The 24,848-nt window shown below is 60.3% G+C and carries 22 protein-coding genes; 12 read left to right on the top strand and 10 right to left on the bottom strand.

Annotation, left to right across the window (positions count from 1 at the left end):
• Positions 1 to 99 precede the first annotated feature (99 nt).
• Positions 100 to 1,026 (top strand): transaldolase, encoded by a 927-nt coding sequence (gene tal / locus DYL59_RS06475; protein WP_135288437.1) that lies wholly within the window; start codon positions 100 to 102, stop codon positions 1,024 to 1,026.
• Between the two features lie 191 nt (positions 1,027 to 1,217).
• On the opposite strand, the gene rssC is transcribed toward tal, so the two are convergent.
• Together rssC and rssB are read right to left on the bottom strand one after the other, a co-directional pair.
• Complete coding sequence (gene rssC / locus DYL59_RS06470) at positions 1,218 to 1,700, bottom strand: anti-sigma factor antagonist RssC (protein WP_010566476.1); 483 nt, start codon at positions 1,698 to 1,700, stop codon at positions 1,218 to 1,220.
• Complete coding sequence (rssB, locus tag DYL59_RS06465; RefSeq protein ID WP_135288436.1) at positions 1,700 to 2,881, bottom strand: two-component system response regulator RssB; 1,182 nt, start codon at positions 2,879 to 2,881, stop codon at positions 1,700 to 1,702. Before rssB ends, rssC begins: the two co-directional genes overlap by 1 nt.
• Positions 2,882 to 3,156: 275 nt before the next feature.
• Between rssB and DYL59_RS06460 the strand changes: the two genes are divergently transcribed.
• Positions 3,157 to 3,453 (top strand): PilZ domain-containing protein, encoded by a 297-nt coding sequence (locus DYL59_RS06460; protein WP_135288435.1) that lies wholly within the window; start codon positions 3,157 to 3,159, stop codon positions 3,451 to 3,453.
• Between the two features lie 59 nt (positions 3,454 to 3,512).
• On the opposite strand, the gene DYL59_RS06455 is transcribed toward DYL59_RS06460, so the two are convergent.
• Positions 3,513 to 4,202, bottom strand: a complete 690-nt coding sequence (locus tag DYL59_RS06455) for an MlaA family lipoprotein (protein ID WP_135288434.1) — start codon at positions 4,200 to 4,202, stop codon at positions 3,513 to 3,515.
• Between the two features lie 195 nt (positions 4,203 to 4,397).
• Between DYL59_RS06455 and DYL59_RS06450 the strand changes: the two genes are divergently transcribed.
• Together DYL59_RS06450 and DYL59_RS06445 are read left to right on the top strand one after the other, a co-directional pair.
• Positions 4,398 to 5,006, top strand: a complete 609-nt coding sequence (locus tag DYL59_RS06450; RefSeq protein WP_135288433.1) for an HAD superfamily inactivated hydrolase PcrP — start codon at positions 4,398 to 4,400, stop codon at positions 5,004 to 5,006.
• Between the two features lie 110 nt (positions 5,007 to 5,116).
• Positions 5,117 to 5,383 (top strand): DUF4404 family protein, encoded by a 267-nt coding sequence (locus tag DYL59_RS06445; RefSeq protein ID WP_135288432.1) that lies wholly within the window; start codon positions 5,117 to 5,119, stop codon positions 5,381 to 5,383.
• 137 nt (positions 5,384 to 5,520) lie between these two features.
• On the opposite strand, the gene queF is transcribed toward DYL59_RS06445, so the two are convergent.
• Both queF and copI read right to left on the bottom strand, forming a co-directional pair.
• Positions 5,521 to 6,351, bottom strand: a complete 831-nt coding sequence (queF, locus tag DYL59_RS06440; RefSeq protein ID WP_135288431.1) for an NADPH-dependent 7-cyano-7-deazaguanine reductase QueF — start codon at positions 6,349 to 6,351, stop codon at positions 5,521 to 5,523.
• 61 nt (positions 6,352 to 6,412) lie between these two features.
• A complete protein-coding gene (gene copI / locus DYL59_RS06435; protein ID WP_135288430.1) occupies positions 6,413 to 6,925 on the bottom strand; it encodes a copper-resistant cuproprotein CopI in 513 nt (170 codons plus the stop codon).
• 156 nt (positions 6,926 to 7,081) lie between these two features.
• Between copI and DYL59_RS06430 the strand changes: the two genes are divergently transcribed.
• Both DYL59_RS06430 and DYL59_RS06425 read left to right on the top strand, forming a co-directional pair.
• Complete coding sequence (locus tag DYL59_RS06430) at positions 7,082 to 7,762, top strand: heavy metal response regulator transcription factor (RefSeq protein WP_135288429.1); 681 nt, start codon at positions 7,082 to 7,084, stop codon at positions 7,760 to 7,762.
• Positions 7,759 to 9,105 carry a heavy metal sensor histidine kinase gene (locus DYL59_RS06425; protein WP_135288512.1) on the top strand — a complete coding sequence of 449 codons (1,347 nt, stop codon included), beginning with the start codon at positions 7,759 to 7,761 and terminating at the stop codon, positions 9,103 to 9,105. The genes DYL59_RS06430 and DYL59_RS06425 overlap by 4 nt, the downstream gene beginning before the upstream one ends.
• A gap of 116 nt (positions 9,106 to 9,221) precedes the next feature.
• Here DYL59_RS06425 and DYL59_RS06420 read toward each other — a convergent pair whose 3' ends face one another.
• The 3 genes from DYL59_RS06420 to DYL59_RS06410 are packed head-to-tail and all read right to left on the bottom strand — an operon-like array spanning position 9,222 to position 12,467.
• A complete protein-coding gene (locus tag DYL59_RS06420) occupies positions 9,222 to 10,466 on the bottom strand; it encodes a lipoprotein-releasing ABC transporter permease subunit (protein ID WP_135288428.1) in 1,245 nt (414 codons plus the stop codon).
• 59 nt (positions 10,467 to 10,525) lie between these two features.
• Positions 10,526 to 11,209, bottom strand: coding sequence for a lipoprotein-releasing ABC transporter ATP-binding protein LolD (gene lolD, locus DYL59_RS06415; protein WP_163011976.1), 684 nt, complete (start codon positions 11,207 to 11,209; stop codon positions 10,526 to 10,528).
• Positions 11,210 to 11,216: 7 nt separating this feature from the next.
• Positions 11,217 to 12,467: a lipoprotein-releasing ABC transporter permease subunit gene (locus DYL59_RS06410; protein WP_135288427.1), complete on the bottom strand. Its 1,251-nt coding sequence runs from the start codon at positions 12,465 to 12,467 to the stop codon at positions 11,217 to 11,219.
• 94 nt (positions 12,468 to 12,561) lie between these two features.
• Between DYL59_RS06410 and DYL59_RS06405 the strand changes: the two genes are divergently transcribed.
• A complete protein-coding gene (locus tag DYL59_RS06405; RefSeq protein ID WP_135288426.1) occupies positions 12,562 to 13,146 on the top strand; it encodes a PilZ domain-containing protein in 585 nt (194 codons plus the stop codon).
• Positions 13,147 to 13,190: 44 nt separating this feature from the next.
• Positions 13,191 to 13,913 carry a glycerophosphodiester phosphodiesterase gene (locus DYL59_RS06400; protein WP_135288425.1) on the top strand — a complete coding sequence of 241 codons (723 nt, stop codon included), beginning with the start codon at positions 13,191 to 13,193 and terminating at the stop codon, positions 13,911 to 13,913.
• Positions 13,914 to 13,955: 42 nt separating this feature from the next.
• Here the strand turns inward: DYL59_RS06400 and sthA are convergent, their stop codons facing one another.
• Positions 13,956 to 15,350, bottom strand: a complete 1,395-nt coding sequence (sthA, locus tag DYL59_RS06395; RefSeq protein WP_135288424.1) for a Si-specific NAD(P)(+) transhydrogenase — start codon at positions 15,348 to 15,350, stop codon at positions 13,956 to 13,958.
• A 235-nt stretch (positions 15,351 to 15,585) separates the two neighbouring features.
• On the opposite strand from sthA, the gene DYL59_RS06390 reads away from it, so the two are divergent.
• Entirely contained in the window at positions 15,586 to 16,107 is a 522-nt protein-coding gene (locus tag DYL59_RS06390; protein WP_135288423.1) for a chalcone isomerase family protein, read from the top strand.
• Between the two features lie 198 nt (positions 16,108 to 16,305).
• On the opposite strand, the gene DYL59_RS06385 is transcribed toward DYL59_RS06390, so the two are convergent.
• The gene (locus tag DYL59_RS06385; RefSeq protein ID WP_135288422.1) at positions 16,306 to 17,769 is read right to left on the bottom strand and encodes a glyceraldehyde-3-phosphate dehydrogenase; all 1,464 of its coding nucleotides are present in this window, start codon (positions 17,767 to 17,769) and stop codon (positions 16,306 to 16,308) included.
• Positions 17,770 to 18,109: 340 nt separating this feature from the next.
• Between DYL59_RS06385 and mfd the strand changes: the two genes are divergently transcribed.
• The 3 genes from mfd to DYL59_RS06370 are packed head-to-tail and all read left to right on the top strand — an operon-like array spanning position 18,110 to position 24,837.
• Positions 18,110 to 21,559 carry a transcription-repair coupling factor gene (gene mfd / locus DYL59_RS06380; RefSeq protein WP_135288421.1) on the top strand — a complete coding sequence of 1,150 codons (3,450 nt, stop codon included), beginning with the start codon at positions 18,110 to 18,112 and terminating at the stop codon, positions 21,557 to 21,559.
• Positions 21,560 to 21,570: 11 nt separating this feature from the next.
• A complete protein-coding gene (locus DYL59_RS06375; protein WP_135288420.1) occupies positions 21,571 to 22,137 on the top strand; it encodes a CsiV family protein in 567 nt (188 codons plus the stop codon).
• Positions 22,138 to 22,146: 9 nt separating this feature from the next.
• Positions 22,147 to 24,837, top strand: a complete 2,691-nt coding sequence (locus DYL59_RS06370) for a DEAD/DEAH box helicase (protein WP_135288419.1) — start codon at positions 22,147 to 22,149, stop codon at positions 24,835 to 24,837.
• Positions 24,838 to 24,848: the final 11 nt, after the last annotated feature.

The following is a 24,848-nucleotide window of genomic DNA, read 5'->3' as shown; positions in this document are numbered from 1 at the left end:
TCAGGTTGTTGCTGCGACGGGCCGCTGAACGCATTTGCGCCCTTGAGCGGCTGTCTGCGCTCGGGTAATGTCACCAGACCCATAGGACAGAGCACGCCCATGACTTCCAAGCTGGAACAACTCAAGCAGTTCACCACCGTCGTAGCCGATACCGGCGATTTTGAAGCTATCGCTCGTGTCAAACCGCAAGACGCCACCACCAACCCTTCCCTGCTGCTCAAGGCCGCGTCGATCCCGGCGTATGCCAAGCTGCTGGATGAGTGCGTGCAGGACTGTAACGGTGACGTCGGTCTGGCCAGCGATCGCTTTGCTGTGGCAGTGGGTCAAGAAATCCTGAAGGTGGTACCTGGCCGCATTTCCACCGAAGTGGATGCGCGCCTGTCGTTCGACACTGACGCCGTACTCAAGCGTGCGCATCGCCTGATCGATCTGTACGAAAAGGCCGGTATTGGCCGGGATCGTGTGCTGATCAAGATCGCGTCGACCTGGGAAGGCATTCGTGCCGCCGAGAAGCTGGAAAAAGAAGGCATCCAGACCAACCTGACACTGCTGTTCTCCTTCGCCCAGGCCGTGGCGTGCGCAGAAGCGGGCGTATTCCTGATTTCGCCGTTCGTAGGTCGCATCTACGACTGGTACAAGAAAGCCAACGGCAACGACTACACCGGCTCCGATGATCCGGGCGTGCAGTCGGTGACGCGCATCTACAATTACTACAAGGCCAATGGCTACAAGACTGTGGTCATGGGCGCAAGCTTCCGCAACCTGAGCCAGATCGAAGAACTGGCCGGCTGCGATCGCCTGACCATCAGTCCGGACCTGCTGGAGAAACTGGCTGCCGACAATGGCAAGCTGGAGCGCAAGCTGTCGCCGGGCCATGCAGGTGAGGCGCGTGTGCATCTGACCGAAGCGCAGTTCCGTTGGGAGTCCAACGAAGATGCGATGGCGACCGAGAAGCTGGCAGAGGGTATTCGTCAGTTTGCGCGGGACCAGGAGAAGCTGGAGGCGTTGCTGACTGCCAAGCTGTAAAGCCGGCAGCAGCAAAAAAAGGGCGGTACCTGTGAGGGTACCGCCCTTTTTTTGCTGTCTCATGCCGATCACTGCTCAACTGTGGGAGCGAGCTTGCTCGCGAATGCAGTGGTCAGTTATGAATTCACTACTGACACACCGCTTTCGCGAGCAAGTCCGCTCTCACATTCAGATTGTGTTTCAAGTCCAGATCAGTGGCGCTCTAGCGCGTTGACCAAGTCGTGGAAGGCTTCACGGTTGGACTCGTTCAAGCCCATCAGGATCTTGTGCGCTTCCAGCACCTTGATCCGTACGACTTCCTCGGACTGGTCCTGGGATGGCAGATCGGTCAGGCATTCCGGGCAGGGTATCGGGCGATCAACAATGTTGAACACCTGGTCAAAACCCATGGACTGCAGCAGACGGGTGATGTCTTCGTGGGTGGTGACGACCGTCGGCAACAGGCCGACCTTCTGCCGAGACAGAATGGACAACTTGGCCAACAGCCCAAGGGTGGTGCTATCGATGCTGCGGGTTTCGGTCAGATCGATCACGATCGCCGAGAAATTCAACGCTGTGAAAATCCGCTCAATCGTCGCATCCAGCGCCGAACACAAGGTCAGGCGCACTTCACCGACAAATTTCAGGACAAAGGTCCCGTCCTGCTCGGCGAATTGGATTCTTCCGGTACTCATCAAAGATTCCTGCTCAACACCAGTAGGGCGATATCATCCGGCATCTCCCCCAGCGTGGCCAATCCAAACACTTGCCGCAGGCCATCCAGGCTGCCGCCCGCTGCCTTGACCTTTTGGGGCAAGGCGGCTTCTTTCTCCTTGAGTGTAGGCTCTGGAAGCAGGTCCAGGATGCCGTCGGACATCAGCGTAAGGCTGAACGTCGGTGGCAGCTCCAGGATGTGGTCTTCGTAGGTCGCTTCATTGAACAAGCCTACGGGCAAACCACGCCCTTCCAGGTAACGCACACTGTCGGGAGTGTATAAAACAGGCATCGGCAGGTGACCGCCAATGCTGTAGGTCAAAAGACCGGTTTCTTCATCGATCACGCCGCCGACCATCGTCACATGCTTGCCCAGCTTGCAACTGATCAGGCCCCGGTTGATGTGGCCCAGCACCTCGGAGGGGGTGAATTCCGGCAAGGTGCCATTGCGTTTGGACTCGAACAACAGCCGGGTCGTCATGAATTTCAACAACACCGTGACAAACGCCGAGGACGCGCCATGGCCGGAAACGTCGGCCAGGTAGAACGCCACACGCCGCTCATCAACGCGGAAATAGTCAACGAAATCACCCGACAGGTACAACGACGGGATGATCTGGTGAGCGAACTGGAACTCGTCGATGGTCCAAGGGCTGACCGGCAGCATGTTCATCTGCACCTGGCGACCGGCATTCTGGTCTTCCTGGAGCAGGTTCAGGCTGGCTTCGAGTTCGCGGTTGGCGGTTTCGAGCTTTTCGCGGTAACGCTGGTTTTCCAGCAACAGTCGTGCACGATCCAGGGCACGGCGTACCGAGTGCTCCAGCACCGCCAGGTCTTCCAGGGGCTTGATCAGGTAGTCGGCAGCGCCCAGGCGCAAGGCCTCGACGGCATCGTTCATCACCCCGGCACCTGACACGACAATGACTGGCGTCTGCGGGGCAAGCTCGGTCACCTGGCGAATCAGCTCCAGGCCGCCCATCTGGGGCATGCGCAGATCGCAGATCACGAGGTCGGGCTTGTCGCGCTCGAATACCTGGAGACCCTGTTGGCCATTACTGGCCTGCAGGACGCTGAAGCCACTGTCTTCCAAATAGGCCGCGAGGCTCGCGCGCACTACTTCGTCGTCATCGATTATCAGCAGCGTGGCACTGGTTTTTTGCATGTGGGCAAACGGCGCCAGAATTAGGTTGGCGTAAGTGGCCAGGCAATGGCCGGGTCACGTACTGGATTCGCTTTCTAGCCTCTCTGTCCTACAAAACACGGGCTTTTGGCCCACGCACAACGGTAAAGCAGAGGTGCCCTTCTAAGGCGCAGACGGTACTCCCATCCGCCAGGGGTTTCAAGCTCATGCCGATGGTCGCTGGGCGTCTTTACACCGCAAATCACCGGGAGTTATAAGAACAGCCACGACCACAACACAAAGTAAGGATGGAACCCATGAGCGAACACGAGCGCGACTACGCCGAAAAGCGCGATTTCATCCGTATGCGCGTGGATGCCGACGTGTCCCTGATCCACGCCGGGCAAGAGATTGCCGGCGTTTGCCTGGACCTTTCCAGCTCGGGCATGCAGGTGCAGGCGCCGCGCCAGTTCCAGGTAGGCGATCGCCTCACCGTGCGCATCGATTCCGAGCACGCCGCCCTCAAAGGGCTGGAAGCGGACACCGAGGTGGTGTGGGTCAAGGGGGCAGACGACGGCCAGCATTTGGGCCTCAGGATCTTGAAGATGCACTGAAACCAGCGCACAAAAAAGGCGACCCTCGGGTCGCCTTTTTTATTTCAAAACATCACGATTTAAAAATCGTCGACAACCTTGCCGTCCTTGACCTTGAACTCGCGGTTCTGAAGGTAAGCATTGCGAATAAAGGTGTACTTGTCGCCGGTGATCAGCTTCTCGCTGTCGAGCAGGCTGGCACGGGTATCGACGATGCCCAGGCCCATTACGCTGTTACGCAGGGAGACATCGTCCATGTAGCGGTACGGCTGGGTGTAGCTGTCCACGTATTTGGACGGCGCATCGCGCAAAGTGCTAGGGCCCAGCAGCGGCAGCATGACGTAAGGACCACTGCCCACACCCCAGTAGCCCAGGGTCTGACCGAAGTCTTCATCACTGCGCTGCAGCCCCATTTTGGTGCCCACATCGATAAAGCCCAGCACGCCAAAGGTCGTGTTGACCAACAGGCGGGCGGTATCGACGCCGGCATTATGGGGTTTGAGTTGCAATACGTTGTTGGCCAGGTTGCCAACGTCACCGATATTGCGGAAGAAATTATGGATACCGTCTTCAACGAATTGTGGCGTGATCCACTCATAACCCTGGGCCAGTGGCTTGAGGGCATAGGTATCAACGGTGTCGTTGAAGGTGAAGATCGGGCGGTTGACGCTTTCCCAGGGATCATCTTCCGACGCAGCTTGTACGGCGAACGGGGCCAGCAGGACAGTGGCACACACTGACAGCTGAGCGAAGTAGTGGCTCCAGCGCATAGCTTTTGCTCCTTGAATGGTCTGTCATGGGCGCTATGCCCTGAATAAGGCCGTGAGTATATGACGGAAGTGTGCATTTAGGCAGCAACAGGGAATAGTCCTAAGACAAATTGACTAAAATCCCACAATTAACGCCCATGTCATCGGCTTGTCATCCTCGCTCGGTAGCGTCTCAGCTATTTCAGGGATGTCGATATGCCCCACGCCGAAATTGCCATCGCCAGCGCGCCTGCCCTGACTGCCGTTTTGTTTGGCCTGAGTGGCTGCCTGGTGGACTTCGGTTCCCAGGCGCGTACCGATTCGCCCTGCGCCGACTCCCAGGCCACGCCTGGCGCCCTGAAAATCCTGCGCAGCTTGAAGGAGCAAGGCGTTCCCTGCGCCTGGCTGGATGAACTCCCGCCCGCTGTCACCACGCCCCTGGCCGCTGTGTTACCCCGCTGGCTCAAGGCGACGCCGCCCTCCTCCATTCGCTGGCCCGCGCCCCATGCCTGCTGGCAAGCCTTGATGGCGTTGAACATCGAACGTTTGGAAGGCTGCGTGCTGGTCAGTGGTGAGCCACGCTTGCTGCAATCGGGACTCAATGCCGGGTTGTGGACTATTGGGTTGGCGTCTTGCGGATCCCTGTGCGGCCTGGCACCGGATCAATGGCAAGCGCTCAGCGATCGGGAGCGTGAACACATGCGCGGCAAGGCGACCGTAGCGCTGTACGGGCTGGGGGTGCATTCGGTCATCGACCATCTCGGCGAGCTCGGTACTTGCCTGGCCGACATCAGCTTGCGCCAGCTTAAAGGCGAGAAGCCCTGATCGAGATCATGCACAGTCGCCGCAGGTGGATTAATCTACAGGTCAGCCCGTAGACCTTTCACGGCGTGCCGCGGTCTATGCCAGTGACTATCGATAAAAGGAAGAACGCCATGCCTGATCGCAAAAAGCTGGAAGAACAGGTCGAGATTCTGCGCGGGCAACTTGAGCAGCAACCGCCGCTGTCATTGGAAAAGCGTGAAGCACTGGAAGCCTTGATTGCTAAGTTTGAGCTGCAACTGGAGCTGGAGCCGGCGACCCAGACCGCCAGTATTTCCGATGATGTGAATCAAGCCGCCATAGAGTTCGACGCTGAACACCCGGTTATTTCCGGGACCTTGCGCAATATCATGATCACCTTGGGCAATATCGGGATTTGATTCCAATCTAAGCCAAGTACAAAAGCAAAATGTGGGAGCGGGCTTGCTCGCGAAAGCGGTGTATCAGTCAGCACAGCTGATACTGACAGGCCGTATTCGCGAGCAAGCCCGCTCCCACATTTGGTCTTGCGTGAAGGCTACTGGCGGGCCAGACGCACGTTTTGGAACCCGACATCTTCAGTGCTGCGATACGGGTTGATATCCAGCCCGCCACGGCGCACATAGCGCGCATACACGGTCAATTTCTCTGGCTTGAGCAAGCGCTGCAGGTCCAGAAAGATGCGCTCCACGCACTGCTCGTGGAAGTCGGAGTGCTGGCGAAAGCTCACGATATATTCCAACAGGCTCGCGTGGTCCAGCGCCGAACCACGGTATTCCACCACCACACTGCCCCAATCCGGCTGACTGGTGACCGGGCAGTTGGATTTGAGCAGATGGCTGTGCACGCTCTCTTCGACCACACGCGAGTCATCACAGCGCAGCAGCTCCGGGCGCGGGTGCTCGTAGTTGCTGACGCTGATATCCAGGCCGTCGATGCACACACCCGGCAACGCCATAACGCCCTCAGCCTCGATCTCGGCCAGGCTACGGATACGCACGCTCACAGGCTTGCCGGCGGCGGCGCTGAGGTCGGTACGCAGGGTTGCTTCAAGGCTGGCCGAATCAGCAAATGCGGTCTGGTTCAGCGAGTTGAGGTACAGCTTGAAGGACTTGGACTCGATGATATTCGGCGAGTCCGCCGGGATACTGAATTCACCAATGGCCACCACCGGCTTGCCCGACGGCAGCAGCCAGGACAATTCAAAGCAGTTCCAGAAGTCCACGCCCTTGTACGGCAGGGTTTGTGCGCTCAATCCCAGTTCGGCCCATTTGGCGGCCCGCGGAATCGGGAACAGCAACGAAGGTGTATAGGTGGAGATGTATTCACTGGACTTGCCCAGCGGCGAATGTTCGGCTGCGGGATGCATGGCGGAAACCTGGCTAAATTAACCGCGCCAGTCTACCAGCCTTTGCCCCCACCTTTACGGCCTACTCGACGTTCAGCTTGCCGACCATGCCCGCCTGGTAGTGCCCGGGCAGGTTGCAGGCGAATTCGAGCCCAGTGGCTTTGGTGAAGGTCCAGGTCAGCTCGGCGGTTTTTCCGGGCTCGACCAACACGCTGTTGGGATCATCATGCTTCATCGCACCATGGCCCATTGCGCTGTGGTCCATCTTGCCCATGCCGGTGGAGGTCAACATACCGCTGGCCTGCATCTGCAGCATTTCCTTCTGGTGCTCGGCATGCATCGCCGCATCGCCGAGGTTGAATTCGTGGAGCAACCGCCCCTTGTTGATCAGCACAAAGCGCACGGTCTCACCGGCTTTTACGTCCAAAGACGTGGGCGAAAAGGAAATATCCTGCAGTGTCACCTCCACCGTGCGTGTCGCCTGGCTCGCCGTTGCGGCATGGCCGAACCCATAGGTATGGGCGGCATCCGCCACAGCCTCAAAACTCAACGCCAACAGGCAACCGGCCAACAACAGGGGGGTACGCAACGCCATCGCTCTTCTCCAAAACTATGTGACCAGCCTGGCGGGCACTCTAAGATGACGCCGCTGCCAGTCAGCTGACTGCTAGATTACAACTTTGTCAGGTTGCGCCCTCCCCTCGGAGCCCACGGTATAAAGCCCGTCGCACCCCATTACCCAGAGTCGTCCATGAAACTGCTGATCGTCGAAGACCAACCGAAAACCGGCCACTACCTGCGCCAGGGCTTGGCCGAAGCAGGTTTTACCACTGAACTGGTAGCCGATGGCACCACCGGCCAACACCTGGCCCTGACCGGCGACTATGACCTGCTGATCCTCGATGTAATGCTGCCGGGCCGCAATGGCTGGCAGATCCTGCAAGCCGTGCGCAACGCTGGGCTGGAGGTTCCGGTGTTATTTCTCACTGCGCGCGATGCGGTGGAAGACCGCGTGCATGGCCTGGAACTGGGCGCAGACGACTACCTGGTCAAACCCTTTGCATTCTCCGAATTACTGGCCCGGGTGCGCAGCCTGTTGCGCCGTGGTGGCAGCACACCCCAGGAAACCACCCTGCAACTGGCCGACCTGCGCCTGGACCTGATCCGCCGCCGCGTCGAACGTGACGCTCAACGTATCGACCTCACCGCCAAGGAGTTCGCCCTGCTGGAACTGCTCCTGCGTCGCCAGGGTGAAGTCCTGCCCAAATCCCTGATCGCCTCCCAGGTCTGGGACATGAACTTCGACAGCGACACCAACATCATCGAAGTCGCCATCCGCCGGCTCCGACTCAAAGTTGATGATAACTTCCCCAACAAACTGATCCACACCGTCCGCGGCATGGGCTATGTACTGGAGGAGCGATGCAGTTGATTCAGCGCCTGTCCCTGGCCAGCCGCCTGGCACTGCTGTTTGCCGCCTGCACTGCCGTGGTGTCGCTGCTGGCAGGCGTATTGTTCAACAGGGCCAGCGAAGCGCACTTTGTGGAGCTGGACCAACAACTGCTCGACGGCAAGCTGATTGCCTTGCGCAGTACCTTGCAGGGTGTCGACACGCCGCAGCTATTTGCACAACGGGAAGCGCAACTGCGCGCCGAACTCAATCGCCAACCCGATTTGACCTTGCGCATCAGCGCCGCCGACCAGCGCTGGTTTGATGGCGCGCCTGGCGTGCGGTTGCCCGACTCACCCGGCCTGCATCGCCTGCAACACGCCGGCACCGACTACCGTGTGTACAACGTGCCACTGATCGCGGGCCAGCCGGACTCGCCGCAACTGAGCCTGATGCTCGACATCACCCATCACCAGCACTTCCTGCAACGTATGCAGCACTTGATCTGGCTCACCGTCGGCCTGTCGGCGTTGGCCACGGCGCTGCTGGGCGCCTGGGCGGCACGCAGCGGCTTGCGGCCCTTGCGGCGCATGGCCGAAGTGGCTGCCAGCGTGTCGGCCCACTCCCTCACCCAGCGCCTGCCCCAGCAACACATGCCGGCGGAACTGGCGGAACTGGCCCAAACGTTCAACGCCATGCTCGGTCGCCTGGACGACGCCTTCCAACGCCTCTCGGCCTTTTCCGCGGATATTGCCCATGAACTGCGCACGCCACTGTCGAACCTGCTGACCCATACCCAGGTGATCCTCACCCAGCCGCGCCCGCTGGAGGATTACCGCGAGGCGCTGCACAGCAACCTGGAGGAGCTGCAATGGATGGCGCAGTTGGTCAACGACATGTTGTACCTGGCCAAGGCCGACCATGGGTTGCTGACACCCACGCGCGAACCGCTGGCGTTGGCCGATGAAGTGGATGCATTGCTGGAGTTTTTTGCATTGTTGGCAGAGGACGCTCAGGTCAGCCTGATTCGCGAAGGCAATGCTCACATCGATGGGGATCGCGGCATGTTGCGTCGAGCGCTGTCGAACTTGCTGGATAACGCGCTGCGGTTTACCCCAGCCGGTGGTGAGGTGCGTGTACAGATTGAAGACGGTGCAAGGCTGAGCATCGAGAACAGCGGCGAAGGTATTCCAGCGCAGCTGATACCGAGGTTGTTTGACCGTTTCTACCGGGCTGATCCGGCGCGCCACGAGGGCAGCAGTGAGCATGCGGGGCTGGGACTGGCGATTACCCAGTCGATTGTGCGTGCGCACGGGGGGAAGATTTTTTGTGAGTCTGGGCTGGGGTGGGTGCGGTTTGTGATCGAATTGCCCATGGAGGATTGATGCAAGCTGGGCCGGCCCTTTCGCGAGCAAGCCCGCTCCCACATTCGACTGCATTTATCCAGTTGGAATACGGTCGAATGTGGGAGCGGGCTTGCTCGCGAAAGCGGTCTTGAATACTACGAATATCTCAGCGCATGCGCCGGCTCAATCTTCGCCGCCCGGTAAGCAGGATAAATCGTCGCCAAAAAGCTCAGCACAAACCCGGCGGTGCAAATCAGCACCACATCCCCACTCTGCAGCTCCGAAGGCAGGTTACTGACGAAGTACACATCCGAACTGAAGATATGCTGGCCGGTCACCCGCTCCATCCAGCCCACCAGCGCACTCACGTTCAGCGCCGCAATCACCCCCAGCACGCCGCCGATCAAGGTGCCGACAATGCCGATCACCGTGCCCTGCACCATGAAGATCGCCATGATCTGCCGTGGCGTGGCACCGATGGTGCGCAGGATCGCGATGTCCGCGCCCTTGTCGTTCACCACCATGATCAGGGTGGCGATGATGTTGAATGCGGCGACCGCGACAATCATCAGCAACAGCAGGCCGATCATGGTCTTTTCCATCTTCATGGCGCTGAACAGGCTGCCCTGGGTGTGAGTCCAGTCATCGGCCTTGTAGGCCGCGCCCAGGCTACCGGCGATGTCCGCCGACACCTTGGGCGCCGCGTACAGGTCTTTCACCGCCAGGCGCACGCTTTGTACCTGGTTCGGCTGCCAGTGCTGGATCTCGGCGGCGTCGGCCATGTTGATCAGCGCCATGGAGCCATCCAGCTCGGCGCCCACCTTGAAGATGCCGACCACATTCAAACGCTGCATGCGCGGGGTGATACCACCCGGTGCCGTGCTGATCTCCGGCACGATCAGGGTCAGCTTGTCGCCCACGTTCAGGCGGAACCGCCGGGCGGTGATTTCACCCACCACCACACCGAATTCGCCGGGTTTCAGGTCTTCCAGTTTGCCCTGCACGATGTGCTGGGCCACGATCGACACCTTGCCTTCCTGGGCCGGGTCAACGCCGCTGATCTCGATCGGCTGCATGGCGCCCTTGTAGGAGAACATGCCGTCCATCTGCGTGAAGGGTACGGCGGCAGTCACCTCCGGGTTCTTCATCGCCGCAGCGGCCACCGGCTGCCAATCATCAATCGGGTTTACGCCGACAATGGTGGCGTGGGGCACCATGCCCAGGATGCGCGAGCTCATTTCACGCTGGAAGCCGTTCATCACCGACAGCACCACGATCATCGCCAGCACGCCCAGGGCGAGGCCGATCATCGAGGTCATCGAGATAAACGAGACAAAACGGTTGCGGCGCTTTGCGCGGGTATAGCGCGTGCCGATAAAAATCGATAACGGTCTGAACATTCGCGGGCACCGTCTGAAAAAATAGAAAACCCGGTGTCAGGCACCGGGCTTGAAACAGGTCAGATGGCGACCAGATGACCTTCCTGCAGGTGCAGCACGCGGTCCATCTGACGGGCCATGCTCATGTCATGGGTCACCACCAGGAACGCGGTGCGCATCTGTGTGCTCAGCTCCAGCATCAAGTCCTTGATGCCCTGGGCGGTATGGGAGTCGAGGTTGCCCGTAGGCTCATCGAGCATCACCAGGCCTGGGTTGTTCACCAGGGCGCGGGCGATGGCCACACGCTGACGCTCGCCGCCGGACAGTTCCGCCGGTTTGTGCTCCAGGCGATGGCCCAGGCCAACGCGCTCCAGCAGGGCCTTGGCGCGCTGACGGGCCTCTGGGATCGCGGTCTTGCCGATCAACAGCGGCATGCACACGTTTTCCAGCGCGGTGAATTCCGGCAACAGGTGGTGGAACTGGTACACAAAACCCAGCGACCGGTTGCGCAGTTGGCCACGGGCCTTTTCGCCAAGGGCCGACAACTCTTCGCCCGCCAGCCATACGCTGCCCTGGGACGGCGTATCGAGGCCGCCCAACAGGTTCAGCAAGGTGCTTTTGCCGGAGCCGGAGCTGCCGACAATCGCCACGCGCTCGCCGGGGTGCAGCTCAAGTTGCAGGTTGGCCAGCACCACCACCGACTCCGGGCCTTCCTCGTAGGATTTGCCCAGGTTGCGGCAGCTCAAGATTGCTTTTTCACTCATGCCCGATTCACTCATAACGTAAGGCCTGTGCTGGCTGGGTACGTGCCGCGCGCCAGGCTGGATACAGGGTGGCAAGGAAACTCAAGACCAACGCGGCGCCACCCACCATCAACACGTCCTGGGCCTGAACCTGGGACGGCAAGTAGTCGATGAAGTAGACGTCGGCGTTGAGAAACTTGTGGCCGATCAGGGTTTCGAGCCCGGCGATGGCAGCACTGACGTTGAGCGCAGCCAGGATGCCGACCGCAGTGCCGATCAAGGTGCCGACCACGCCAATCACGGTGCCCTGCACCATGAAGATCGCCATGATCTGCCCCGGCGTGGCGCCAAGGGTGCGCAAAATCGCGATATCGCCCTTCTTGTCGTTTACCACCATCACCAGCGTGGAAATGATGTTGAACGCGGCCACGGCGACGATCAGCAGCAACAGCAGGCCGATCATGGCTTTTTCCATGCGGATGGCCTGGTACAGGTTGCCGTGGGTGCGTGTCCAGTCGCGGGCGTAATACTGGCTCTCGCCAAGATGCTGGGCGATTTCCCACGAGGCACGGGGGGCATCGAACAGGTCGTTGAATTTCAGGCGCAGGCCTTGCACCTGGTCCGGCTGCCAGCGGTGCAGTCGCGCCAGGTCGGTCAGGTTGGTCAGGCCCAGGTAGCCGTCGATTTCGCCGGCGCCGACGTGGAAAGTGCCCACCACGGTAAAGCGCTTCATGCGCGGGAACATCCCGGCCGGGGTCACGGTGACTTCAGGGGCCACGAAGGTCAGCTTGTCGCCCAGGCCTACGCCAAGCTTGGCCGCGGCCTTGTCGCCGATGACGATGCCGAATTCGCCGGGGGCCAGGTCATCGAGTTTGCCTTGCAGCATGAACTTATCGATGATCGAGACCTTGCGCTCCTGCGCCGGGTCGATGGCATTGAGCAGGATCTTCTGCACCTTGCCGTCATGGGTCAGCAGCCCCTGCATCTGGGTAAACGGCGCCACGGCCACTACCTTGGGGTTCTGCTTGACCTTGTCGGCCAGGCTCTGCCAGTCACCGATGGGCGCATCGCCTTCAATGGTCGCGTGGGGCACCATGCCCAGCACGCGGGTGCGCATCTCATGATCGAAGCCGTTCATCACCGACAGCACCACGATCATCACGACCACGCCCAAGGCGAGCCCGATCATCGAGGTCAAGGAAATGAACGACACAAAATGATTGCGGCGCTTTGCACGGGTATAACGCGTGCCGATAAATACGAAGAGAGGTCTGAACATGTCGGGGCTTGTTCGGAGGAAAAGAAGACGTCCCGGTGGCGGGGTCTGGTAAGCAGCTTTACACTCTGACCATTACCGATAGCTGGGGTTCGCCATGTCGACATTAGATGAAGAAGAGCGCCGCGAATACTACCGTATCGACGACATGATCGCACTCCAAATCAAAAGCCTGTCTGCCCCCGAAGCGGCGAGCAAGGAAGTGTTGCTGGATGATTCGCCGCTGTTCAACCTCCTCAGTGAACTGCACCTGAGTGAATTCGAGGCCCAACACCTGCTGCGCCAGATCAGCGAGAAGGATCGCAGCCTGGCGGCCTTCCTCAAAGTCCAGAACAAACGCCTGGATCTGCTCAGCCAAGTCATGGCGCAGAGCCTGCGCAATGAAGTCGGCGCGCCGCAGCCGGTGATCATTTCCGAAGGCGGCATCGACTTCCAACACCCCACGCCCCTCGCCCCCGATGCCCATCTGGCCATCAAGCTGGTGCTGATGCCCCAGGCGCTCGGCCTGTTGCTGCGCGCGCGGGTAACCCATTGCGACCCCAAGGGTGACGGCTTTGACGTGGGCACCGAGTTCGAATCCATGACCGACGCCCAGCGCCAGCTGCTGGCACGCTATATCCTGCAAAAACAAGCCCAGGAACGCCGCCTGGCGCGGGAACAAAGCGACGCCCAAGACACCTGACTACGTATTCACCCCGCCAGACGAGCTGGCGCATAGGAGCAACTGTGACCCTGATCTACGGCCACCGCGGTGCGAAAGGCGAAGCACCGGAAAACACCCTGACCAGCTTTCAGGAATGCCTCAAGCACGGCGTACGCCGCTGCGAACTGGATTTGCACCTGTCCATGGACGGCGAGTTGATGGTTATCCACGACCCGACCCTCAAGCGCACCGCCGACCGGCGCGGCAAGGTCGTCGAGTATTCGGCGGCAGACCTGGTAAAGATGGACGCACGCAAAGGCGGCCCGGGCTGGATCAAGCCTTGCCCGATTCCACGCCTGGAAGAACTGTTCGAACAGTGCGACTTCGATCACTGGCAACTGGAAGTCAAAAGCGCTTCGCGCACCCGCGCTGCCACCACCGTGCTGGCGATTCGCGAAATGGCCGTACGCCATGGCTTGATGGACAAGGTCACCGTGACCTCAAGCTCGCGAGAGGTGTTGAAGGCAGCCGTTGAGCTCACTCCCGACCTGTCACGCGGCCTGGTAGCCGAATACGCCTGGCTCGACCCGCTGAAGGTCGCGCAAAACTACGGCTGTGAGATTCTGGCGTTGAACTGGACGTTATGCACCCCTGAGCGTCTGGAGAAAGCCCAGCGCCAGGGCCTGCATGTGTCCGTGTGGACAGTCAACGAACCTGCGCTGATGCGCAGGCTCGCCGACTTCGGCGTAGATAGCCTGATTACAGACTTTCCCGGTTTGGCCACTGCCACCCTCGGGAATTACTGAAATCGGTCTCCCCGGCCGGCTCAGGCCACCGGCCGGAGCCGCTCAAAAAAGCCGGTTGAGGCCGTCGTAGGCCGCTACCCGATAGGCTTCGGCCATGGTCGGGTAGTTGAACGTGGTGTTGACGAAATACTTCAGCGTATTGAGCTCACCCGGCTGGTTCATGATGGCCTGGCCGATATGCACGATCTCCGAAGCCTGATAGCCGAAGCAATGCACGCCGAGCACCTCAAGGGTTTCACGGTGGAACAGGATCTTCAGCATGCCTTGGGGCTCACCGGCGATCTGCGCACGCGCCATGCTCTTGAAGAACGCCTTGCCCACTTCGTAAGGCACTTTGGCCTTGGTCAGTTCGTGTTCGTTCTTACCGATGGAGCTGATCTCGGGAATGGTGTAGATCCCGGTCGGCACATCGTTCACGTAACGCCAGCTGCCGTTGTCGACGATGCTCCCAGCGGCCGAACGGCCCTGGTCATGGGCGGCACTGGCCAGGCTCGGCCAACCGATCACGTCACCGGCGCCGTAGACGTTCGCCACGCAGGTGCGGTAGTTCTCATCCACTTCGATCTGGCCACGGCTGTTGACCTTGACCCCGATGTTTTCCATGCCCAGCTTGTCGGTGTTGCCGGTACGTCCGTTGCACCACAGCAAGGCGTCGGCCTTGATCTTCTTGCCGGACTTGAGGTGCAGGATCACCCCGTTGTCCAGGCCTTCGACCCGCTCGTACTCTTCGTTGTGGCGCACGGTGATGTTGTTGTTGCTGAAGTGGTAGCTCAACGCCTGGGAAATTTCCGAGTCGAGGAAGCTCAGCAACTGGTCGCGGTTGTCCACCAGTTCCACCAGTACACCCAGGCCGCTGAAGATCGAGGCGTATTCACAGCCGATCACGCCGGCGCCGTAGATGATCAGTTTGCGCGGGGTGTGGCCCAGGCTCAGGATGGTGTCGCTATCGTAGATACGCGGGTGGTGGAAATCGATATCGGCCGGGCGATACGGGCGCGAACCGGTGGCGATGATGATGTGTTTGGCCACCAGCTTCTCGACCACACCGTTGGGGCAGACCACTTCGATGGTTTGCTCGTCGGCGAAGCTGCCGGTGCCGAAGAACAGGTCGACACGGTTACGGGCGTAATAACCGGTACGCGATGCGACTTGCTTGGAGATGACTTTCTCGGCGCTTTTGAGCACGTCCGGGAACGAGAACCAGCGCGGCTCACCTATGGCCCGGAACATCGGGTTGGTGTTGAACTGCATGATCTGGCGCACCGAGTGACGCAAGGCCTTGGACGGGATGGTACCCAGGTGGGTGCAGTTGCCGCCGACCTGGCGACGGCTATCGACCATCGCCACCTTGCGCCCAGCTTTGGCGGCATTCATCGCCGCACCTTCTCCAGCCGGGCCGGAACCCAGTACCACCACGTCGTAGTTGTAGACAGCCATGCGTACTCCTCAGAACAGGCCAGGCGTACGGTTGGGACGCCTGGCTAAATCATGCCGCGGCCAGCGGTCATGAAGGACAGTTTGGCTCAAGTGTGTGAACCGGGGCACAGTCTATATAAGGCTCAACGCCGCGCACATTAACCCTTGGTCGCGTCGTAGGCCAGTCTTGCCGTCACTACAGGGTAAGGAAATTGGAATTACACTGCCAGCAAGCACCTTTGCAGGACGGGCCATTATGCGACATGTCGCTTTGTGTTTATTGCTGTTGCTGTCGGTCACGGTGCAGGCCAATGAGGCCGAGCGGCTCAGACAAGCGGGATTTGCAGGCCAATCCCATGGATTAGCCCTGAAAAACCAGGTGGTGCTGACCTATCTCTGGGCCGACGTCTACGCGGCAGCGCTGTATGCCCCGGCAGAGGTACGCGCAAGGCTCGCCTGGGAACAACAACGGGATATTCGCGTTGAGCTGTATTACTTTCGCGATATCGATCGCAGCGATGTAATCAAGGCCGCCAACACCACATTGAAGCGCCAGCAAGTCAGCGCCCGGTTGAAGCCAGAGGTGGACGCGTTGCACGCGCGCTTTCGTGACATCCAGATGGGTGATCGCTACGCACTGGATTTTCGCCCTGAGCGTGGGTTGAATCTGGAGATCAATGGGGAGGTGGTGTTCAGCAGCCCCGATGATGGATTGGCGAAGGCGTATCTGGGGATCTGGTTGGCGCCCAAGGGGTTGTCAGAGGGGTTGCTGGACTGAACGTGATGCATTGACTGGGCTGCCGCCTTCGCGAGCAAGCCCGCTCCCACATTGGATTGGGTTCACAGTTTTTGATCTGTGAATACAGTCAAATGTGGGAGCGGGCTTGCTCGCGAAGAGGCCCTCCCAGCCAGGACAAAACCCACAGCCATAAAAAAGCCCCGAACCAGTCGGGGCTTTTTCATTCAAGGCTGACGCTTAGCGCGGAAACGCCGGCGGGTTGACCCCAGCCATGTCTTCCATCACGCGAACCACCTGGCAGCTGTAGCCGAACTCGTTGTCGTACCACACGTACAGCACAACGCGGTTGTCCTGGGTAATGGTCGCCTCGGCGTCCACCACACCGGCGTGGCGCGAGCCCACGAAGTCGGTGGAGACCACTTCCTGCGAATTGACGAAGTCGATCTGCTTATGCAGATCGGAGTGCAGCGCCATGAAGCGCAGGTACTCGTTCATCTCTTCACGGGTAGCGGCTTTCTCAAGGTTCAGGTTGAGAATGGCCATCGACACGTTTGGCGTTGGAACGCGAATCGCGTTACCGGTCAGCTTGCCAGCCAGCTCAGGCAGGGCCTTGGCAGCAGCGGTGGCAGCACCGGTCTCGGTGATCACCATGTTCAACGCGGCGCTACGGCCACGGCGATCGCCCTTGTGGAAGTTGTCGATCAGGTTCTGGTCGTTGGTGTAAGAGTGCACGGTTTCAACGTGGCCGTTGACGATGCCGAACTTGTCATTCACAGCCTTGAGCACCGGCACGATGGCGTTGGTGGTGCAGGAAGCGGCGGACACGATCTTGTCGTCAGCGGTGATTTCACTGTGGTTGATGCCGTGAACGATGTTCTTGAGCTTGCCCTTGCCAGGCGCGGTCAGGACAACGCGGTCGACACCCGGGCAGGCCAGGTGCTGGCCCAGGCCTTCGGCATCACGCCATACGCCGGTGTTGTCCACCAGCAGGGCGTCCTTGATGCCGTACTGGGTGTAGTCCACCTCAGTCGGGTTCTTCGCGTAGATCACCTGGATCAGGTTACCGTTGGCGGTGATGGTGTTGTTTTCTTCGTCAATGACGATGGTGCCGTTGAACGGGCCGTGTACCGAGTCACGACGCAAGAGGCTTGCGCGCTTGGTCAGGTCGTTCTCGGCGCCTTTGCGCACCACGATGGCCCGCAGGCGCAGGCCGTCGCCGCCACCGGTTTTTTCGATCAGGATGCGTGCCAGCAGGCGGCCGATACGACCAAAGCCGTACAGGACTACGTCGGTGCCTTTGCGGGCAGCGGCGTTTTGCTGGCCAACCACCTCAGCCATTTCTTCACGTACGAACTGCTCGGCGCTGCGGCCGTTGCCTTCGTTGCGGAATTTGTAGGCCAGCTTGCCCAGGTCCACCGAAGCCGCGCCGAGCTTGAGCTCGCTCATGGCTTTGAGCAGTGGGAATGTTTCGTGGACGGAGAGTTCGCTGTCGTCGGCAGAACGATGACGCGCAAAGCGGTGAGCTTTGAGAATCGCGATGACAGACTGGTTGATCAGGCTGCGGCCATAGATCGAGCTCACCACATTGTTATTGCGGTACAGCTGGCCGATAAGCGGAATCATCGCTTCTGCGAGTGCTTCACGGTCGATCCATTCACCAAGACACTGGTCGGGCTTCTGAGTCACGGGAACCTTCCACATGTAGGGGCAGAAAAAAGGGGCTACATTATGCCGCCCGAGTGTCCGAGGAGCAATGCGCCCCGGACAACAAAAAGTGCTTGCAGAAAAAACCCACCCCGCTGGAGCCCAGTAAATACGCGGGTTTCAGAAGGCCATCAGTTGAGCGAGCCGGCCGACTTGTCCGTAACCCTCCGAAAAATCCGCGCTTTTTGGCACTACATATTGAGTCAAAACCGGCCATTGTTTGTCTTAGCCACTACATTTCCCACAAACCGTAATAGACGCAGTCAGCAACTGACAGACGGCGCCTAGGACCGTTACAATTACCGACTTTGTCGCAACGCTTGGAGCTCAACCTTCCGTGCCCGTCCTGCGTCTACCGCTTCTCCCTGCTGCGGCAGGCAAACAGCACTGGGGCAACCTGCCCGGTGCCGCCCTGAGCCTGGCCATTGCCGAGGCTGCCAGCGCAGCCAAGCGCTTTACCCTGCTGCTGACCGCCGACAGCCAAAGTGCCGAACGGCTGGAGCAGGAGCTGAGCTTCTTCGCCCCCGATTTGCCGGTGCTGCATTTCCCTGACTGGGAAACCCTGCCCTACGACCTGTTCTCGCCGCACCAGGACATCATCTCCCAGCGCATCGCCAGCCTGTACCGCCTGCCGGAACTGGCCCATGGCGTGCTGGTGGTGCCGATCACCACCGCCCTGCACCGCCTGGCGCCAACCAAGTTCCTGCTGGGCAGCAGCCTGGTGCTGGATATCGGCCAGAAGCTGGATGTGGAACAGATGCGCACGCGCCTGGAAGCCAGCGGCTACCGTTGCGTCGACACGGTGTACGAGCACGGAGAGTTCGCGGTGCGCGGTGCGCTGATCGACCTGTTCCCGATGGGCAGCAAGTTGCCCTACCGCATCGACCTGTTCGATGACGAAATCGAGACCCTGCGCACCTTCGACCCCGAGAACCAGCGCTCCATCGACAAGGTGGAGTCGGTCAAACTGCTGCCCGCCCGCGAGTTCCCGCTGCAAAAGGACGCGGTCACGCGCTTCAAGGCGCGCTTTCGTGAACGCTTCGACGTGGACTTCCGCCGCTGCCCGATCTTTCAGGATTTGAGCAGCGGGATTACCCCCGCCGGTATCGAGTACTACCTGCCACTGTTCTTCGACGAAACCTCCACCCTGTTCGATTACCTGCCCCAGGACACCCAAGTGTTCTCGCTGCCGGGCATCGAACAGGCGGCGGAAAATTTCTGGAACGACGTGCGCAACCGCTACGAAGAGCGCCGCGTCGATCCATCCCGCCCTTTATTGCCGCCCGCCGAGCTGTTCCTGCCGGTAGAAGACTGCTTCGCGCGCCTCAAAAGCTGGCCGCGCGTGGTCGCCAGCCAGCAGGACGTAGACGCCGGCAGTGGCCGCGAGCGCTTCCCTGCGCAGTCGCTGCCCAACCTGGCGATTGAAGCCAAGGCCAATCAGCCGCTGGAAGCACTGTCGAACTTCCTCGGCGACTTCCCCGGCCGCGTGCTGTTTACCGCTGAATCCGCCGGTCGTCGCGAAGTGCTGCTGGAACTGCTGGAACGCTTGAAGCTGCGGCCGAAAACCGTTGACAGCTGGCCGGACTTTGTCAAAAGCAAAGAGCGCCTGGCGATCACCATCGCACCACTGGACGAAGGCCTGCTGCTGGAAGACCCGGCCCTGGCGCTGATCGCCGAAAGCCCGCTGTTCGGCCAACGCGTGATGCAACGCCGGCGCCGCGAAAAACGTGCCGACGCCAACAACGACGCGGTGATCAAAAACCTCACCGAACTGCGCGAAGGCGCGCCGGTGGTGCACATCGACCACGGCGTGGGCCGCTACCTGGGCCTGCAAACCCTGGAGATCGACAACCAGGCCGCCGAATTCCTCACCATGGAATACGCCGAGGGCGCCAAGCTCTACGTGCCGGTGGCCAACCTGCACCTGATCGCCCGCTACACCGGCAGTGACGACGCCTTGGCGCCGTTGCACCGCCTGGGTTCCGAAACGTGGCAGAAAGCCAAGCGCAAGGCCGCCGAACAGGTGCGCGACGTGGCCGCCGAACTGCTCGACATCTATGCCCGCCGCGCCGCCCGCGAAGGCTATGCGTTCGCCGACCCGAAAGCCGACTACGCCACCTTCAGCGCCGGCTTCCCCTTTGAAGAAACCCCCGACCAGCAAACCACCATCGAAGCGGTACGCGCCGACATGCTCGCGCCCAAGCCGATGGACCGCCTGGTGTGCGGCGACGTAGGCTTCGGCAAGACCGAAGTGGCCATGCGCGCGGCCTTCATCGCTGTACACGGCGGCCGCCAAGTGGCGATCCTGGTGCCCACCACTCTGCTCGCCCAACAGCACTACAACAGCTTCCGCGACCGTTTTGCCGATTGGCCGGTGACCGTGGAAGTAATGAGCCGCTTCAAGTCCGCCAAGGAAGTGAACGCCGCCATTGCCGACCTGGCCGAAGGCAAGATCGACATCGTGATCGGCACCCACAAGCTGCTGTCGGACGATGTGAAGATCAAGAACCTGGGCCTGGTGATCATCGACGAAGAACACCGCTTCGGTGTGCGCCAGAAAGAACAGCTCAAGGCCCTGCGCAGTGAAGTCGACATCCTCACCCTCACCGCCACACCGATTCCGCGCACGCTGAACATGGCGGTGTCGGGCATGCGCGACCTGTCGATCATCGCCACGCCGCCGGCGCGCCGCCTGTCGGTACGCACCTTTGTGATGGAGCAGAACAAAAGCACGGTCAAAGAGGCGTTGCTACGGGAGCTGCTGCGCGGCGGGCAGGTTTATTACCTGCACAACGACGTGAAGACCATCGAGAAATGCGCCGCCGACCTCGCCGAGCTGGTACCGGAAGCCCGTATCGCCATCGGCCACGGGCAGATGCGCGAGCGTGAACTCGAACAGGTGATGAGCGACTTCTATCACAAGCGCTTCAACGTGCTGATTGCCTCGACCATCATCGAAACCGGCATCGACGTGCCGAGCGCCAACACCATCATCATCGAGCGCGCCGACAAGTTCGGCCTGGCGCAGCTGCACCAATTGCGCGGCCGGGTCGGGCGTAGTCACCACCAGGCGTATGCCTATCTGCTGACGCCACCGCGTCAACAGATCACCTCCGATGCGGAAAAACGCCTGGAGGCCATCGCCAACACCCAGGACCTGGGCGCCGGGTTTGTACTGGCCACCAACGACCTGGAAATCCGTGGCGCCGGCGAACTGCTGGGCGACGGCCAGAGCGGGCAGATCCAGGCGGTGGGCTTTACCCTCTATATGGAAATGCTTGAACGTGCCGTGAAAGCGATCCGCAAGGGTGAACAGCCAAACCTCGATCAACCGTTGGGCGGCGGCCCGGAGATCAACCTGCGCTTGCCGGCGCTGATCCCCGAAGACTACCTGCCGGACGTGCATGCGCGACTGATCCTGTACAAGCGCATCGCCTCGGCCACCGACGAAGAAGGCCTCAAGGACTTGCAGGTGGAGATGATCGACCGCTTCGGCCTGCTGCCGGAACCGACCAAGAACCTGGTGCGCCTGACCCTGCTCAAATTGCAGGCCGAGCAACTGGGCATCAAGAAGGTCGATGCCGGGCCGCAGGGTGGGCGCATCGAGTTCGAAGCGCAGACGCCAGTGGACCCGCTGGTACTGATCAAGCTGATCCAGGGCCAGCCCAACCGCTACAAGTTCGAAGGGGCTACGCTGTTCAAGTTCATGGTGCCGATGGAACGTGCCGAAGAACGCTTTAATACATTGGAGGCGTTATTCGAGCGCCTCATTCCGAAATCCGTTTGAAGGACGCCGTCATGCGCCTGTTCCGCATCCTGAGCCTGTTGTTGGTGGTCGTGGCCCCTTCGGCGTTCGCCGACAGCCCGTACCAGGTGGAAATGATCCTGGTGCGCCAGAATGCGGAGCCGGTGCTCAACAGCCGCGCCGCGCCGGAAAACTGGGATGCCGGGGCGGTACGCCTGGGCGATAAGCTGAGCCCGCCACGCCTGAGCAACATCGTCGACAAACTGCGCGCCGACAACAGCTATACCGTATTGGCGCACAAGGCCTGGGAGCAGAACCTCGGCGAACAACCGGTGAAAATTGCCATCACCGATGGCCAGGAACAGTTCGGCCAATTCCCCATCGAGGGCGTATTGAGCCTGCAACTGGGTCGCTTCACCGATATCGACGCCGATTTCTGGATCAACCAGTTCGACAGCAACGGCAGCGTGATCGCCAGCGAACACCTGAGCCAGACTGACGTGCGCACCAAGAACAATCAGCTCAACTACCTGGACGGCGGCCACTTGGCACTGCTGATCAAGATCACCTCGCTGACCGCCAAGCCACCCAGCGCACCACCGCCCGACATGCAGGACTGATCCCGCACCATGCCCCTGACGTCGCAATTGACCAAACCCCTGGCCCCTTCGTGGGCCAATCGCTTCAAGGAACAAAGCCTTGAGCGCGGGCGACGTTATGCCTTGGAGAACCGCGTGCGCATCGTCGAATCCGGCGACAGCACTATCATCGCCAGCTGCGAAGGTTCGGGCGGCAACGTTTATCGCCAGACCATTTCACTGCGTGAGTCAGCCAAGGGCGCGCTGATCCTGGTGGACAGCCGCTGTACCTGCCCGGTGCACACCAACTGCAAGCACATCGCCGCAGTACTGCTCAAGGTCCAGGAAACCCTGGCCTACCCGGCGGCGGCCCAGGATGCGCAGTTGTTGGAAAAGCTCCAGGCCGTGCTGGATAACCGCGTGGTACTGCCCCAAGTGGTGATGGAAGATGTGCGACCGGTGCCGCGCCTGTGGATGGCCAGTGTGGAGTTCAGCGCGTTTGAACCGCGCAACGGCAAGATGCAGCGCTACATCCAGCACCGTGCGGCGCTGTCGTTCAATTACCTGGGCAACTATGTCAGCGGGCAAAAGAACGCCGATATCGTGGTACGCCAGGAAACCCAGAGCCTGCGGATCAAGCGCCATCCGGAGCTGGAGCAGCCGTATCGCGAGCAACTGCGCCTGCTGGGTTTCAAGGTTGCCACGCGCCAGAGCAAGGCCCTGCCGGAAAGTGCAGGTGAACTGTTTGAGATGGTCAATGACAGTGCCTGGTTGAACTTCACGTTGAACGCATCGCCCACCTTGCGCGTCGAAGGTTGGGAGTTGCAGATCGACGAAGACTTCGGCTTCGACTTGAGCGCCGTCGATGACTGGTACGCCACGGTCGATGACGGGCCGGAGCGCGACTGGTTCGACCTGGAACTGGGGATCATCGTCAACGGCGAACGGTTGAGCCTGCTGCCGATCCTGCTGAACCTGATGCGCTCCCACACCGAAATCCTCAACCCGGAAAAGCTGGCGCGGCGTCGTGATGATGAGCTGATCCTGGTGAATATCCCCGGCCTGCCCAATGGCCACGGCCCGATACAAGTCGCCCTGCCCTACGGCCGATTGAAGCCAGTGCTGGCTACCCTGGGTGAGTTTTACCTACAGGAATCGGGCACCACCACATTGCGGCTGGCCAAGGCCGATGCAATCCGGCTGAACCCGCTGGAAGACCTGCCCCTGCAATGGGAAGGCGGCGAAAAGATCCGCAACTTCGCCCAGCGCCTGCGAGACATCAAGGACTTCACCTGCGTGGCGCCCGAGGGGCTGAACGCGACCTTGCGCCCCTATCAGTTGGAAGGCTTGAGCTGGATGCAGTCACTGCGCCAATTGGACGTGGGCGGCATTCTTGCGGACGACATGGGCCTGGGCAAAACCTTGCAGACCCTGGCGCATATTCTCACCGAGAAAATCGCCGGGCGCCTGGACCGCCCGTGCATGGTGGTAATGCCCACCAGCCTGATTCCCAACTGGCTGGATGAAGCGGCGCACTTCACCCCACAACTCAAAGTGCTGGCTCTATATGGCGCAGGGCGTAAGAAGCATTTCCCCAACCTGCAGGACTATGACCTGCTGCTGACCACCTACGCCCTGCTGCCCAAAGACATCGAACGGCTCGCCGCCCAGCCTTTGCACGCCCTTATCCTCGACGAAGCCCAGTACATCAAGAACCCGTCCAGCAAGGCGGCCCAGGCTGCGCGCGAACTGAATGCACGACAACGCTTGTGCCTCTCCGGCACGCCGCTGGAAAACCACCTGGGCGAGCTATGGTCGTTGTTTCACTTCCTGCTGCCGGGCTGGCTGGGCGACATAAAAAGCTTCAACCGCGACTACCGCGTGCCCATCGAAAAACGCGCCAGTGATGTGCGATTGCAGCACCTCAACGGTCGGATCAAACCCTTTCTGTTGCGCCGTACCAAAGAGCAAGTGGCGACCGAACTGCCACCCAAGACCGAGATCATCCACTGGGTCGACCTCAACGAAGCCCAGCGCGACGTGTACGAAACCATGCGCCTGGCCATGGACAAAAAGGTACGCGACGAAATCACCCGCAAGGGCGTAGCGCGCAGCCAGATCATCATCCTTGAAGCGCTGTTGAAACTGCGCCAGGTCTGCTGCGACCTGCGCCTGGTCAACGACGCCACCCTGCCCGCCCGAGGCAGCAGTTCAGGCAAGCTCGACAGCCTGATGGAAATGCTCGACGAGTTGTTTGCCGAGGGACGACGGATTCTGCTGTTTTCCCAATTCACCTCGATGCTGAGCCTGATCGAAATCGAGCTGAAAAAACGCGATATTGCCTACGCCCTCCTGACCGGCCAAACCCGTGACCGACGTACGCCAGTGAAGGACTTCCAGAGCGGCAAGCTGCAGATTTTTCTGATTAGCCTGAAGGCCGGTGGTGTAGGCCTGAACCTGACCGAAGCCGACACGGTGATTCATTACGACCCGTGGTGGAACCCGGCCACGGAAAACCAGGCCACCGACCGTGCGTATCGCATTGGCCAGGAGAAGCCTGTGTTCGTTTACAAGATGATTGCCCGAGGTACGGTGGAGGAGAAAATCCAACACCTGCAGAAGGAAAAGTCCGATCTGGCCGCGGGTGTTTTGGATGGGCGCACGACGGGGGATTGGCAGTTGGGCAATGAGGATATCGAGGCGTTGTTTGCGCCATTACCCAACAAGCAAGAGAAGCGCTGACTGTTAGACCG

The sequence above is a fragment of the Pseudomonas kairouanensis genome, assembly GCF_004682055.1.
Lineage (GTDB): Bacteria > Pseudomonadota > Gammaproteobacteria > Pseudomonadales > Pseudomonadaceae > Aquipseudomonas > Aquipseudomonas kairouanensis.
The sequence above is the reverse complement of the archived record's forward strand: the minus strand, read 5'-3'. Positions and strand labels throughout refer to the sequence as shown.

Excerpts from the sequence above, each read along its gene's own strand:
- DYL59_RS06375 (WP_135288420.1), top strand. The coding sequence starts at position 21,571 with ATGCGCCTGTTCCGCATCCTGAGCCTGTTGTTGGTGGTCGTGGCCCCT.
- DYL59_RS06410 (WP_135288427.1), bottom strand. The coding sequence starts at position 12,467 with ATGTTCAGACCTCTCTTCGTATTTATCGGCACGCGTTATACCCGTGCA.
- DYL59_RS06455 (WP_135288434.1), bottom strand. The coding sequence starts at position 4,202 with ATGCGCTGGAGCCACTACTTCGCTCAGCTGTCAGTGTGTGCCACTGTC.
- DYL59_RS06370 (WP_135288419.1), top strand. The coding sequence starts at position 22,147 with ATGCCCCTGACGTCGCAATTGACCAAACCCCTGGCCCCTTCGTGGGCC.
- DYL59_RS06405 (WP_135288426.1), top strand. The coding sequence starts at position 12,562 with ATGTCGACATTAGATGAAGAAGAGCGCCGCGAATACTACCGTATCGAC.
- DYL59_RS06460 (WP_135288435.1), top strand. The coding sequence starts at position 3,157 with ATGAGCGAACACGAGCGCGACTACGCCGAAAAGCGCGATTTCATCCGT.
- DYL59_RS06450 (WP_135288433.1), top strand. The coding sequence starts at position 4,398 with ATGCCCCACGCCGAAATTGCCATCGCCAGCGCGCCTGCCCTGACTGCC.
- lolD (WP_163011976.1), bottom strand. The coding sequence starts at position 11,209 with ATGAGTGAAAAAGCAATCTTGAGCTGCCGCAACCTGGGCAAATCCTAC.
- DYL59_RS06445 (WP_135288432.1), top strand. The coding sequence starts at position 5,117 with ATGCCTGATCGCAAAAAGCTGGAAGAACAGGTCGAGATTCTGCGCGGG.
- DYL59_RS06385 (WP_135288422.1), bottom strand. The coding sequence starts at position 17,769 with ATGTGGAAGGTTCCCGTGACTCAGAAGCCCGACCAGTGTCTTGGTGAA.
- DYL59_RS06430 (WP_135288429.1), top strand. The coding sequence starts at position 7,082 with ATGAAACTGCTGATCGTCGAAGACCAACCGAAAACCGGCCACTACCTG.
- tal (WP_135288437.1), top strand. The coding sequence starts at position 100 with ATGACTTCCAAGCTGGAACAACTCAAGCAGTTCACCACCGTCGTAGCC.
- rssC (WP_010566476.1), bottom strand. The coding sequence starts at position 1,700 with ATGAGTACCGGAAGAATCCAATTCGCCGAGCAGGACGGGACCTTTGTC.
- copI (WP_135288430.1), bottom strand. The coding sequence starts at position 6,925 with ATGGCGTTGCGTACCCCCCTGTTGTTGGCCGGTTGCCTGTTGGCGTTG.
- queF (WP_135288431.1), bottom strand. The coding sequence starts at position 6,351 with ATGCATCCCGCAGCCGAACATTCGCCGCTGGGCAAGTCCAGTGAATAC.
- DYL59_RS06420 (WP_135288428.1), bottom strand. The coding sequence starts at position 10,466 with ATGTTCAGACCGTTATCGATTTTTATCGGCACGCGCTATACCCGCGCA.
- sthA (WP_135288424.1), bottom strand. The coding sequence starts at position 15,350 with ATGGCTGTCTACAACTACGACGTGGTGGTACTGGGTTCCGGCCCGGCT.
- DYL59_RS06390 (WP_135288423.1), top strand. The coding sequence starts at position 15,586 with ATGCGACATGTCGCTTTGTGTTTATTGCTGTTGCTGTCGGTCACGGTG.
- rssB (WP_135288436.1), bottom strand. The coding sequence starts at position 2,881 with ATGCAAAAAACCAGTGCCACGCTGCTGATAATCGATGACGACGAAGTA.